The sequence below is a fragment of the Streptomyces sp. NPDC086787 genome (assembly GCF_044745865.1).
In the GTDB taxonomy this organism is placed as follows: domain Bacteria; phylum Actinomycetota; class Actinomycetes; order Streptomycetales; family Streptomycetaceae; genus Streptomyces.
In genome coordinates this window covers 48,945-60,622 of record NZ_JBIVBC010000022.1, presented here as the reverse complement: position 1 = coordinate 60,622, position 11,678 = coordinate 48,945, and the positions used below count along the sequence as shown (strand labels likewise).

The 11,678-nt window shown below is 70.7% G+C and carries 12 protein-coding genes; 6 read left to right on the top strand and 6 right to left on the bottom strand.

All coding sequences use genetic code 11. The features are described from left to right. Nucleotides 1–129 precede the first annotated feature (129 nt). Nucleotides 130–1,503 carry an FAD-binding oxidoreductase gene (locus ACIPK3_RS31810; RefSeq protein ID WP_402575307.1) on the top strand — a complete coding sequence of 458 codons (1,374 nt, stop codon included), beginning with the start codon at nt 130–132 and terminating at the stop codon, nt 1,501–1,503. 65 nt (nt 1,504–1,568) lie between these two features. Continuing rightward, on the top strand, nt 1,569–2,570 hold the full coding sequence (hemB, locus tag ACIPK3_RS31805; protein ID WP_402575305.1) for a porphobilinogen synthase: 1,002 nt from the start codon (nt 1,569–1,571) through the stop codon (nt 2,568–2,570). 15 nt (nt 2,571–2,585) lie between these two features. Here hemB and ACIPK3_RS31800 read toward each other — a convergent pair whose 3' ends face one another. Further along, the gene (locus tag ACIPK3_RS31800) at nt 2,586–3,329 is read right to left on the bottom strand and encodes a DUF4232 domain-containing protein (protein WP_402575304.1); all 744 of its coding nucleotides are present in this window, start codon (nt 3,327–3,329) and stop codon (nt 2,586–2,588) included. Nucleotides 3,330–3,541: 212 nt separating this feature from the next. Between ACIPK3_RS31800 and ACIPK3_RS31795 the strand changes: the two genes are divergently transcribed. Next, the gene (locus ACIPK3_RS31795) at nt 3,542–4,882 is read left to right on the top strand and encodes a helix-turn-helix domain-containing protein (protein WP_402575302.1); all 1,341 of its coding nucleotides are present in this window, start codon (nt 3,542–3,544) and stop codon (nt 4,880–4,882) included. Then, nucleotides 4,882–5,088, top strand: a complete 207-nt coding sequence (locus ACIPK3_RS31790) for a hypothetical protein (protein ID WP_402575300.1) — start codon at nt 4,882–4,884, stop codon at nt 5,086–5,088. The genes ACIPK3_RS31795 and ACIPK3_RS31790 overlap by 1 nt, the downstream gene beginning before the upstream one ends. Nucleotides 5,089–5,215: 127 nt before the next feature. On the opposite strand, the gene ACIPK3_RS31785 is transcribed toward ACIPK3_RS31790, so the two are convergent. The 3 genes from ACIPK3_RS31785 to ACIPK3_RS31775 all read right to left on the bottom strand — a co-directional run bounded on the left by ACIPK3_RS31785 (nt 5,216) and on the right by ACIPK3_RS31775 (nt 7,100). After that, nucleotides 5,216–5,950, bottom strand: coding sequence for a DUF4253 domain-containing protein (locus ACIPK3_RS31785; protein ID WP_402575298.1), 735 nt, complete (start codon nt 5,948–5,950; stop codon nt 5,216–5,218). An 83-nt stretch (nt 5,951–6,033) separates the two neighbouring features. After that, complete coding sequence (locus tag ACIPK3_RS31780) at nt 6,034–6,279, bottom strand: DUF397 domain-containing protein (RefSeq protein WP_402575296.1); 246 nt, start codon at nt 6,277–6,279, stop codon at nt 6,034–6,036. Continuing rightward, nucleotides 6,276–7,100, bottom strand: coding sequence for a Scr1 family TA system antitoxin-like transcriptional regulator (locus ACIPK3_RS31775; RefSeq protein WP_402575294.1), 825 nt, complete (start codon nt 7,098–7,100; stop codon nt 6,276–6,278). The genes ACIPK3_RS31780 and ACIPK3_RS31775 overlap by 4 nt, the downstream gene beginning before the upstream one ends. A 113-nt stretch (nt 7,101–7,213) precedes the next feature. Here ACIPK3_RS31775 and ACIPK3_RS31770 point away from each other — a divergent pair, with 113 nt between their 5' ends. After that, complete coding sequence (locus tag ACIPK3_RS31770) at nt 7,214–7,648, top strand: ATP-binding protein (RefSeq protein WP_402575292.1); 435 nt, start codon at nt 7,214–7,216, stop codon at nt 7,646–7,648. Here the strand turns inward: ACIPK3_RS31770 and ACIPK3_RS31765 are convergent. Together ACIPK3_RS31765 and argS are read right to left on the bottom strand one after the other, a co-directional pair. After that, complete coding sequence (locus ACIPK3_RS31765) at nt 7,629–7,754, bottom strand: hypothetical protein (protein WP_402575291.1); 126 nt, start codon at nt 7,752–7,754, stop codon at nt 7,629–7,631. The genes ACIPK3_RS31770 and ACIPK3_RS31765 overlap by 20 nt on opposite strands. Before the next feature lie 232 nt (nt 7,755–7,986). After that, entirely contained in the window at nt 7,987–9,762 is a 1,776-nt protein-coding gene (gene argS, locus ACIPK3_RS31760) for an arginine--tRNA ligase (protein WP_402575289.1), read from the bottom strand. Between the two features lie 137 nt (nt 9,763–9,899). Here argS and lysS point away from each other — a divergent pair, with 137 nt between their 5' ends. Further along, the gene (gene lysS / locus ACIPK3_RS31755; RefSeq protein WP_402575287.1) at nt 9,900–11,642 is read left to right on the top strand and encodes a lysine--tRNA ligase; all 1,743 of its coding nucleotides are present in this window, start codon (nt 9,900–9,902) and stop codon (nt 11,640–11,642) included. Nucleotides 11,643–11,678 lie beyond the last annotated feature (36 nt).

The following is an 11,678-nucleotide window of genomic DNA, read 5'->3' as shown; positions in this document are numbered from 1 at the left end:
GTCCTCGTACTGGAACGAGTCGTCGAACCCGTTTTCCCGTGTGGCCGTCAGGTCGCAGCTGTAGTAAACGTTGTCGATATCTTCGGGTTCACGGTCGGGCTGAGGAGCCATCATGAGCGATGAGCCGTCATGAGCGGTGACACCGGGGGAATCGAGGGGGAGGTCGTCCGGCGTGGCGACGCCGCCTACGACAGCACCTGGTCGGCCATGCTGTGGAACGAGCTCAGGCCGCAGCGCTTTCCCGACCTGATCGTCCGGGTCGCCTCCGACCGCGACGTCCCGGCGGCCGTCCGGCTGGCCCGCGCCGAGGGGCACCGGATCGCCCTGCGCTCCCACGGGCACAGCTGGTGCGGCTCACCACTGCGGGACGGCGGCATGCTCATCGACCTCTCCGCGCTCGACGCCTACGAGCTGGACCCGGCCTCGCGCACCGCCACGGTGCAACCGGCGCTCAGCGGTCGCGAGTTCGTCGCCGCGCTCGCCCCGCACGGCCTCGCCTTCCCGGGCGGGCACTGCGGACCCGTCGCCCTGGGCGGCTATCTGCTCAGCGGCGGCCTCGGCTGGAACTCGGGTGCGCTCGGGCCGGCCGCCGCGAGCGTGCGCGCGGTCGAGGTGGTCACGGCGGACGGCTCCACCCTCACCTGCGGCGAGGACGAGAACCCGGACCTCTTCTGGGCCGCCCGTGGCGCGGGCCCCGGCTTCTTCGCCGTCGCCACCCGCTTCCATGTGTCGCTGTACGACCTGCCGACGGCGATCGCCGAGACCTCGTACACGTTTCCCCTGGCGGACGTCGAACCGGTGACCCGCTGGGCCGTCGGCGCGGCCGAGCGGCTGCCGGCGAACGTCGAGGCGTCCTTCATGCTCGCGACCGCGTCCTCCGACGTCACGACGGCGACGCCGAGACCCAAGGTGATCAGCTTCACCGGCACCGCCTTCGCCCGCACGCACGAGGAGGCCCTGCGCTGCCTGGAGCCGCTGCGGGACTGCCCACTGGCCGATCGCGCCCTGTCGAGGACGGTGGACCGGCCGAGGACCTTCGAGGACCTGTACGACGCGTCGGCCGCCTTCTGGGCCCCGGGTTACCGCAACGCCGTGGACACCCTGTGGTCGGACACCGGGTACGAGACCCTGCTGCCCGCGCTCGCCGCCACGGTCGCCGCGGCCCCCTCCGAGCGGTCCCTGGTCCTCGCGCCCCTGTGGCCGGTCTCGCGGGACCGCACCCTCTCGCGCGGCATGGCCTTCCCGGTGCTGGGCGAGACCTATCTCGCCCCCTTCGCCAGCTGGGGCGACCCGGCCGAGGACGCGGCCAACACGCGCTGGGTGCGGGACGTCATGCGCGTCGTCGAGCCGTACGGAACCGGCCACTACATCGCCGAGGCGGACCTCACCGCCGATCCCGCCAGGGCCCGGCGGTCGTACGCCCCGGACGGCTGGGAGCGGCTGCGGGCGCTGAAGAGCGTGTACGACCCGGAGAACGTCTTCCACACCTATCTCACGCCGTGACGCCGGGCGAGCCGGTCGACACGGAGTCGGCAAGACAGGGTCTTCGCCGGGCGTAGCGTAGGTCCATGACGAAGTACGGATCCTTCCCCGGTACGCGTCCCCGGCGGCTGCGCACCACGCCCGTCATGCGCCGCATGGTCGCCGAGACCCGGCTGCACCCGGCCGACCTCATCCTCCCCGCGTTCGTGCGCGAGGGCGTGAGCGAGCCGGTGCCGATCGCCGCCATGCCCGGGGTCGTGCAGCACACCCGGGACAGCCTGAAGAAGGCGGCCGCGGAGGCCGTCGAGGCGGGGATCTCCGGGATCATGCTGTTCGGGGTGCCGGAGGAGTCGAAGAAGGACGGCCTCGGGACGCCGGGTACCGACCCGGACGGGATCCTCCAGGTCGCGATCCGTGACGTACGGGCCGAGGTGGGCGACGAGTTGCTCGTCATGTCCGACCTGTGCCTGGACGAGACCACCGACCACGGGCACTGCGGGGTGCTCGACGAGCACGGCCGGGTGGACAACGACGCGACCCTGGAGCGGTACGCCGAGATGGCCCAGGTGCAGGCCGACGCGGGCGCCCATGTCGTGGGGCCGAGCGGGATGATGGACGGGCAGATCGGGGTCGTCCGGGACGCCCTCGACCAGATCGGCCGCGACGACGTCGCCATCCTCGCCTACACCGCCAAGTACTCCTCCGCCTTCTACGGGCCCTTCCGGGAGGCCGTCGGCTCCTCGCTGCGGGGTGACCGCAAGACGTACCAGCAGGACCCGGCCAACTGGCGCGAGTCGCTGCGGGAGCTGGCCCTCGACCTGGAGGAGGGGGCCGACATGGTGATGGTGAAGCCCGCCGGGCCCTACCTGGACATCCTGGCCCGGGTCTCCGACGCCGTGGACGTGCCGGTCGCCGCCTACCAGATCTCCGGCGAGTACTCGATGGTCGAGGCCGCCGCGGAGAAGGGCTGGATCGACCGCGACCGGGCGATCTTCGAGACGCTGACCGGCATCAAGCGGGCCGGTGCGCGCACCATCCTCACCTACTGGGCCACCGAGGCGGCCCAGAAGATGGGGCGGCTGGGCTAGGGCCCGTCGTTCGGATCAGAAGTTGAGCGCGGTGTCCGCGTCCGACTGCCAGTAGGTGACCTGAAGGGAGCTGTCGTAGTACACGCCCTTCGAGGGCAGCGTCGGCGTCGCGGAGGCGCCACCGCTGCTGTTGGGCGTACGGCCCTGGAAGGCGACGGTCAGCCGCTTGCCGGTCATGCCGCCCTGGCCGGAGCCGTCGGCGGCGGACAGCTGGACGCCCGCGTAACCGGACTCACCGGGGGCGAGGGTGGTCACCGCCTGCGGGTGGGAGTCCTCGTCGGCCTGCGGCACCCACTGCATCTCGTCGAAGCGCAGCACCGGGTAGTAGGTCAGGTCGCAGGTCTTCGAGCCGGTGTTCTTCACCGTGATCAGCATGTGGTTGAGCGGGTGGGACACCGTCTGCGCGGTGACCTTGGTGTTGGAGCCGTTGCAGGTGACGCGGCCCGACCGGCCGGACCCGGCGGAGCCGCCCTTGGTGGAGGAGCCCGAGCCGGCGGAACCCGCGGAACCGCCGGAGGATCCGGTGCCCTTCGAGCCCGACGAGGCCGAGGTGCCCGAACCGGACGTGCCCGAGCCCGTGTCGGAGGCCCCGCCCGTGCCGGTCGCCGCGCCGCCGCCGGTGGCCGTGGCGGAGGTCTTGGCGGCGCCCTCGTCCTTCGGCCCCGAGCCGTCGTTGCACGCCGTGAGGGAGAGCGCGGCGATCGCGACGCCGGCGGCGGCGAACAGGCGGGTGGCGCGGGCGGTACGGCGTGCAGGCATGGGAATCCTCTTCCGGGAAAAGGGGGTTCGGTGCGCCGCCTGGCGGGTCTGCCGGGGCGGCGTGTTTGTATGGCCAAAGCTTGTAGGAAGCATCGTTCCGCTTGCCACATCCGGCGGGCGATCAGGGACACTGGAATGGCCTTATCGGCTCTGAACTGCGGAAACAACCCTTCCCTGGAACGGGGGAACGGGACGTGGGGGATGGAGGAACAGTGCCGGACAGCACTGCCGGCGACGGTTTCGCCGAACTGCTGCGGGAGTTGAAGGACGCCTCGGGGCTCAGCTACGGGGTGCTCGCCAAGCGGTTGCACATGAGTACGTCGACGTTGCACCGCTACTGCAACGGCGACTCCGTACCGGCGGACTACGCGCCCGTGGAGCGGCTGGCCCGGCTCTGCAAGGCCACGTCGGAGCAACTGGTCGAGCTGCACCGGAGATGGGTGCTCGCGGACGCGGACCGGGGGCGGAAGGCCGGGGATCCCGCGCCGTCCGCACCGGCGCCGACGGTCGCGCCCACGGTGGCCGCCGAGTCCGGGGCAGCGGTCGACGAAGTGACGGAGCCCGTCGACGACGCGGCGGAGCGGTCCCGGGGACGGCTCCCGGGTGTCGCCGTCGGCCGGGGAACGGGAAGCCGCCGCCGGATACGCACGCCCCTGGTCGCCGCCGTCGCGGCCGTCGCCGTGGTCGGTGGTGTCACCCTGGCGCTGGGTCTCCCGTCGGACGGCGGGAGACCCACGAAGGACAGCTCGGCCGGGGCCGCTTCGCCGCAGGGCGGGAAGGAGGGCGGCACCGTATCGCCCGGTGGCGGCGTCTCGCCGTCCGTGTCGGCCTCGGGCTCCGCCGCGCACTCGTCCCCGTCCGCCCCGTCCTCGCAGAAGAAGCCGGGCGGTTCGGACCGGACGGGAGCTGAGGGCAAGGCGCGGGACGGCGGGGCGGACACCCCGCCGCCGCTGTCCGTCGTCACCCGGCCCTACGAGTGGGAAGGCCCCTGCGGCCAGCACTACCTGATCGATCGGCCGTCGGCGAGTGTGGCACCGCCGCCGACCCAGGACACCGCGACGGCCTGGGTGGCCTCGCAGGGCGCCGTCTCCTCCGGGGAGCAGTACGTCGCGGCCACCGTGCAGGGCACCGGCAAGCAGACCGTGGTCGTCAACAGCCTCAAGGTCCGCATCCTGGACAAGAGCGAGCCGCTCGCCTGGAACGACTTCGCCATGGGCTACCCGGGCGTCGGCTGCGGCGGGGGCGTCCCGACCCGCTCCTTCAGCGTCGCCCTGGACGCGGCCCGCCCCTTGGTCATCCCCGAGGCCGGGCACCGGAACTTCCCGTTCAAGGTGAGCGAGTCGGATCCGGAGGTCTTCTACATCAAGGCGGACGCCTCCGCCTATCTCGTGAACTGGGAGCTGGAACTCTCCTGGTCCAGCGGTTCGCGCAGCGGCACGCTCCGCATCAACGACTCCGGACGGCCGTTCCGCACGAGCGGGAACAACGGGCGCCCGGGCTACGAGTTCCCGCTGGGCGGCCCTGCCTGGGTCAAGGCGGGTACGACCGAGTAGTGCTGGGAGCCGACGGAGGACGGCGGGCCCTCGTCGCGTACGCCCTGACCGTCCCGGCACGCCGTCAGGGTGAGCGCCGCGGCCAGCGTGAGCGCGGCGGCAACGAGCGGACGGAGGCGGGCCGGTACTGGGCGTGCGGGCATCGGGGACTCCTGGGCGGGGCGGTCGGCGGTGCCAACAGCCTGCGCGGAGACTCCCGTCGGTGACCACCGTTCCCGGACGATCCGGGACGCCCGGCCCGGGACCGTGCCCCTGACCTGCTGGAACGGCGCCCCCTGGGACGCCGTTCCGGGACGCTTCAGCGGGGCGGCCCGGTCCCGGTGATCAGTCCTATCAGTCCCAGTGGAACGTCCAGGTGCGCGCGCCGGTCAGGTGCTTGGCGTAGTCCCGCAGCTCGTCCTCGGTCTCCCCGGTCCGGTCAGGGCAGAAGGCGAAGTGCTCGACGGTGAGTGCCTCCGCGTCGGCCGGGGTGGCGGGCGGTGCGGCGACGGAGACGACCAGGCCGGCGTAGGAGAGGGCGATGACGCGTATGCCGAAGCGGTCCTCCCAGGAGCGGAGCACGGCGCAGAGGCGGGCCACGTCCTGCTCGTAGTTGACGGGGCCGGTCCAGCCGAAGGCGGCCGGTATGTCGGCGGAGCGGCGGGCCGGGACGAGGGCCAGCCGGTGGTCGGAGGTTCTGGGAGCCGTGTCCAGCAGTGCGGCCACGGACTCGGCGGCCCGCGCCTCCGGGGCGGCCTCGGGCGTCCCGGCGGGCGCGAGGCCCGGCCACTCGTCCCAGGCCTCGGCCAGCACTTCCTCCGCGTCGTGGTCCCCCGGATACGACGTCTCCTCCGGGAGGAGTTCCCAGTTCTCCGGGCCGCCCAGATCGCCTCCCGCGTCCAGCAGCACGGGCAGCAGCCCGGCCGTCTGCCGGACGCGCTGGAGCGCGGTCCAGCCGCTGGCCGACGCGGGTCCGTCCGCGCACCACAGCAGCTCGTCTATGACGCGTCCGGGCGGGAGTTGAAGCCCCAGCGAGCGACCGCTCGGGTCGGTCGCCAGTGTGGGCAGCGGGTTGGGAAGAGTCGCCATACCCGTGACTCTAGAGGCCACCACCGACAATCACTCGGCATGGCATGCCCATGATTTCGTGGACGCCCGACGGGACTCCGCGACTACTTGACCGACGCGGTGAAGGCGGCCCAACTGGCCGGAGCCACCTGGAGGGTCGGTCCGTCGCCGGGGGTGTGCTTGGAGTCGCGGATGTGGATGGTGCGGGGGCAGTCGGCCACTTCGAGGCACTGGCCACCTTCGTCGCTGCTGTAGCTCGACTTCCGCCAGGTGTAGGCGGTTTCGAGGCACTGGCCGCCCTCGCTGCCGCTGTAACTCGATTTGAACCACTGAAGTGCTGCGGTGCTCATTGCTCTCCTAGCAGGCCGTCGAGCAGGCTCTTGGTCCTCTGCGGAGAATCGGCCTGCGATCGCAGCATCGCATATTTGCGGGCCAGGATGGACACCTCGTCGAGGTCGGCCACCCACTGACTGCCGCGCTGGCCTTCGGTGTAGGCGAGGTGCTGGTGATCGGGCGTCTCCAGCAGGGTGAAGGGGCCGTCGAGGCCCGCGTGCGAAGGTGTCCGCATGGGCAGGATCTGAAGGGTGAGCTCCGGCAGGTCGGCGCACTCCCGCAGCCGCCGCAACTGCCTGCGCCGTGCCTCCTCGCCCACAAGGGCGAGTTGTAGCACCGGTTCCCAGATGACGAAGCTCATCGTCGGTGGCTTCTTGCGCTGGAGGATCTCCTGGCGGTCGAGCCGCGCTTCCAGCTTGGTGGCGAGTTCGTCCGAGTCGTAGGCCGGTACCCGCTCGCGCAGCACCGCTTCCGCGTACTCCGGGGTCTGGAGCAGACCCGGCATGACCATCGCGTCGAACCAGCAGAGCGAGATGGCCTCCCGCTCCTGCGCCATGTACTCCTCGGCGAACAGCGGGAACTGGTCGATCTCCGGCAGGTTCTGCACCCCGGCGGTCAGGGTCCCCTTGGTGTCCAGGATCCTGTCCATCGACTGAGCGTGGTCCAGCTTCAGTACGCGGCGGCCCTGCTCGATCGACGCCAGCGTGTCCATGGTGATCTTGGCTTCGGTGGACAGGAGTTGTTGGGTGAGACCGGCCGTACGGCGCGCTGCCGCGAGTTGGGCGCCCAGCATCTTCAAGGCCGACTGGTTCTTCCGTGCAGGCTTCTTGGATGTCATGGTGGCTCAACTCCCCGTGCGTGCCCCGGTTCGATCGCATGCGGAGCCGTACAACCTTTTTGTACGGGCTCACGCACTGCTCCACGCTATTGACTCTGAGCGATATTCGCCCCGTGAACGCAGAAACAGAACTCCCCTACCAGCGGGATCAGTTCTACGGCCGGTCCCGCCGCTCCGTACCCGCGGCCAGGCACTTCGCGCGGTGGTCGCTGACGTACTGGGGGCTGGACGCGTGGGACCGCGCCGGAGACGTGTCGCTGTGCGTGAGCGAGCTGGCGACGAACGCGCTGCTGCACGGCGTGCCGCCCGGCCGGGGTTTCCTGCTGAGGATCCGTTACGACGGTGAGGTGGTGCGCGTGGAGGTGCACGACAGTGGATCCGGCGTGCCGAGGATCCCGGACGAGGCGGACGAGGGCGGCCGTGGCCTGCTGCTGGTGTCGTTGCTGGCCGACAAGTGGGGCGTGGGGGAGCGGGCCCCGGGCAAGTCGGTGTGGGCGGAGTTCGTGGCGGCCGGGGAGCGGGACCGGTTCAGCCGACGCAGCCGGTGACGACGACCGGGCTGCGGAGGCAGTTGGTGGGGGTGTTGCCGGTGATGGTGTCGCCGGTGTCGCAGTCGACGTCCGCCGCGCGGGCGGGCGCGGAAGGGAGCACCACGGCCGCCACCGCCGCGAGCCCTGTGCACCCGTGCACCCGTGCACCCGGCCCAGCGTCGCTGGGCACGGGTCCGCCGGGCCTTCTGGCTCGCCATCAGCGCTTTGCCTGCTTCTGTTGCGGTTCGACCGGTTTTGTCGTATCTACCGGTCGCTCCCCGTGCCGCGATGCCCGGAGGCACGGCGGCGCGGGAAGTTCACCCGCCGGCGTCAGCGACTGTGGTGAGCGGTTGTGGTCAGAGGCGGTCAGGGGTCCTGATGCCCAGCAGGGCCATGCCCCGGTGGAGCGTGCGGGCCGTGAGATCGCACAGGAAGAGGCGGTTCTCCGCGACCTCCTGCGCCGGCGCCGGCTTGATGACCGGGCACTGGTCGTAGAACGTCGTGTAGAGCGACGCCAGCTGGTACAGATACGCCGCCAGCTTGTGCGGCGCGTACTCGCCGGCCGCCTCGTCCAGCGTCTCCCCGAACCGGTCCAGGTGCAGACCCAACGTCCGCTCCGCCGGGGCCAGTTCGAGCTCCGGGTGGGCCAGCGGCGCACGATCGCCGGCCTTGCCGAAGATCGACCGGATACGGGCGTACGCGTACTGGAGGTACACCGACGTGTCGCCGTTCAGCGAGACCATCTGGTCCAGGTCGAACTTGTAGTCCCGGACGGCGGAGGTCGAGAGGTCCGCGTACTTCACGGCGCCGATGCCGACGTACCGGCCGTTCTCCTCGATCTCCTGCTCGCTCAGGCCCACCTTCTCGGCCTTCTCCCGCACTACGGCGGTGGCCCGCTCGATCGCCTCGTCCAGAAGATCCACCAGCCGGACCGTCTCGCCCTCACGCGTCTTGAACGGCTTGCCGTCCTTGCCCAGCACCGTGCCGAAGGCCAGTTGCTGCGCCTGCACGTTGTCGCCCAGCCAGCCCGCCCTGCGCGCGGTCTCGAAGACCATCTTGAAGTGCAGGGACTGACGGGCGTCGACCACGTAGACGAGGGTGTTCGCCTTGAGGTTGAAGACACGGTCCCTGATCGCCGAGAGGTCGGTCGCCGCGTAGCCGTAGCCACCGTCCGACTTCTTCACGATCAGCGGGACCGGGTTGCCGTCCGGGCCCTTCACATCGTCGAAGAACACACAGAGCGCACCGTCGGAGCGGACCGCCACCCCCGATTCCTCCAGGAGGCGGCAGGTCTCGTCCAGCATGTCGTTGTAGCCCGACTCGCCGACCACGTCCGGGTCCCGGATCTCCATGTCCAGCTTGTCGAAGACCGAGTAGAAGTAGATCTTCGACTCGTCCACGAACTTCTGCCACATGGCGAGGGTCTCGGGCTCGCCCGCCTGGAGGTCGACCACCCGGCGCCGCGCCCGCGTCTTGAACTCCTCGTCGGAGTCGAAGAGCGTCCGCGCCGCCTTGTAGAGCCGGTTCAGGTTCGACATGGCCTCCTCACCGGAGACCTCCGCCGCGCCCTTGTGGTCCAGCTCGTGCGGGTGCTCGATCAGATACTGGATGAGCATGCCGAACTGGGTTCCCCAGTCGCCGATGTGGTGCCTGCGGACCACGGTCTCGCCGGTGAACTCCAGGATCTGGACCACCGCGTCGCCGATCACGGCGGACCGCAGATGGCCGACGTGCATCTCCTTCGCCACGTTCGGCTGGGCGTAGTCGATCACCGTCGTGCCCGGCTGCGCGGCGAACGGCACGCCGAGGCGGCCGGTGTCGTCCGCGTACCGCGCGGCCAGGTTCTCGGTGATCGCCCGGTCCGCGATCGTGATGTTCAGGAAGCCGGGGCCGGAGACCTCGATGTCCTTGATCACACCGTCGGTGGCGATCCCGGAGACCACCTGCGCGGCCAGCTCCCTCGGGTTCGCCTTCGCCTTCTTGGCCAGCGCCAGGATGCCGTTGGCCTGGAAGTCGGCCCGGTCGCTTCGTCGCAGCAGCGGGTCCGCGGAGCCGGCGTCCGGCAGGGCTGCCGAGAGCGCGGTCGCGAGGTGCTGGTGGACGGAGTCGCTGAGGGACGTGACCGAGGCCATAGGAAGGGGTGCCGTTCTCCTCGTGGGGATGGATAGACCCGGCCAGTATCCCACGCGGGGTAAAGCCGTTTTCCTGGTCGCGGGTCGGTCTGGGAGAATGAGCGGGACCATCTCAACAGTTCCTGGATCAAGAGGACGTGCCGAACGTGGCTCAGAGCACCGAGACCACCGACTGGGTCTCCCGTTTCGCGGATGAGGTCATCGAGGAGTCGGAGCGTCGGGCCCCGGGCAAACCCGTTGTGGTCGCGTCCGGCCTGTCCCCGTCGGGGCCGATCCACCTGGGCAACCTGCGTGAGGTCATGACCCCGCACCTCGTCGCCGACGAGGTCCGCCGCCGTGGGTACGAGGTCCGGCACCTCATCTCCTGGGACGACTACGACCGCTACCGCAAGGTGCCCGCGGGCATCGCCGGTGTGGACGCGTCGTGGGCCGAGCACATCGGCAAGCCGCTGACCTCGGTGCCCGCCCCGGCGGGTTCGCCGTACGCGACCTGGGCCGAGCACTTCAAGGCCGCCATGATCGAGTCCCTCGCCGAGCTGGGCGTGGAGTTCGACGGGATCAGCCAGACCGAGCAGTACACCTCCGGTGCCTACCGCGAGCAGATCCTGCACGCCATGAAGCACCGCGGCGACATCGACGCGATCCTCGCCCAGTACCGCACCAAGCCGAAGGCCAAGAAGCAGCAGGGCCAGAAGCCGGTGGACGAGGCCGAGCTGGAGGCCGCGGAGGGTTCCGGCGCGGCCGGCGAGGACGACGGCAGCACGGGCTCCGCCGGGTACTTCCCGTACAAGCCGTACTGCGGCGGCTGCGGCAAGGACCTCACCACCGTCACCTCGTACGACGACGACACCACCGAACTCGCCTACACCTGCGCCGAGTGCGGCTTCGCCGAGACGGTCCGGCTGAGCGAGTTCAACCGCGGCAAGCTGGTCTGGAAGGTCGACTGGCCGATGCGGTGGGCCTTCGAGGGCGTCGTCTTCGAGCCGAGCGGTGTCGACCACTCCTCCCCGGGCTCCAGTTTCCAGGTCGGCGGCCAGATCGTCGGCATCTTCGGCGGCGAGCAGCCCATCGGCCCGATGTACGCGTTCGTCGGCATCAGCGGCATGGCCAAGATGTCGTCGTCCCGGGGTGGCGTGCCGACGCCCGCGGACGCGCTGAAGATCATGGAGCCGCAGCTGCTGCGCTGGCTGTACGCCCGCCGTCGGCCCAACCAGTCCTTCAAGATCGCCTTCGACCAGGAGATCCAGCGGCTCTACGACGAGTGGGACAAGCTGGCGGCCAAGGTCGCCGACGGCTCCGCGCTGCCGGGCGATGTCGCCGCGTACTCGCGCGCGGTGGGCACGGCGGGCGGCGAACTGCCGAGCACGCCCCGCCCGATGCCGTACCGCACGCTGGCCTCGGTCGCCGACATCACCGCCGGCAACCAGAACCAGGCCCTGCGCATCCTCACCGAGCTGGACCCGGCCGAGGCGCCGGTATCGCTGGACGAGGTGCGGCCCCGGTTCGACCGGGCCGAGGCGTGGATCAACACACAGGTGCCCGCCGACCAGCGGACCATCGTCCGCGCGGAGCCCGACGCCGAACTGCTGAAGTCGCTGGACGAGGCGTCCCAGCAGTCCGTACGGCTGCTGCTCGACGGGCTCGCCGAGCACTGGTCCCTGGACGGTCTGACCCACCTCGTCTACGGCGTGCCGAAGGTCCAGGCCGGCTTCTCCGCCGACGCCACGCCCAAGGAGCTCCCGCCGGAGATCAAGACCGCCCAGCGGACGTTCTTCGCCCTGCTCTACCACCTGCTCGTCGGCCGTGACACCGGTCCCCGGCTGCCCACGCTGCTGCTGGCGGTGGGGCAGGAGCGGGTGCGGGTGCTGCTCGGGGAGTAGGCATGAATGAGAGGGGCCCTCGGCATTCGCCGAGGG

Coding starts and splice junctions, on each gene's coding strand:
- ACIPK3_RS31810 (WP_402575307.1), top strand. CDS start 130: ATGAGCGGTGACACCGGGGGAATCGAGGGGGAGGTCGTCCGGCGTGGC.
- hemB (WP_402575305.1), top strand. CDS start 1,569: ATGACGAAGTACGGATCCTTCCCCGGTACGCGTCCCCGGCGGCTGCGC.
- ACIPK3_RS31800 (WP_402575304.1), bottom strand. CDS start 3,329: ATGCCTGCACGCCGTACCGCCCGCGCCACCCGCCTGTTCGCCGCCGCC.
- ACIPK3_RS31785 (WP_402575298.1), bottom strand. CDS start 5,950: ATGGCGACTCTTCCCAACCCGCTGCCCACACTGGCGACCGACCCGAGC.
- ACIPK3_RS31780 (WP_402575296.1), bottom strand. CDS start 6,279: ATGAGCACCGCAGCACTTCAGTGGTTCAAATCGAGTTACAGCGGCAGC.
- ACIPK3_RS31775 (WP_402575294.1), bottom strand. CDS start 7,100: ATGACATCCAAGAAGCCTGCACGGAAGAACCAGTCGGCCTTGAAGATG.
- argS (WP_402575289.1), bottom strand. CDS start 9,762: ATGGCCTCGGTCACGTCCCTCAGCGACTCCGTCCACCAGCACCTCGCG.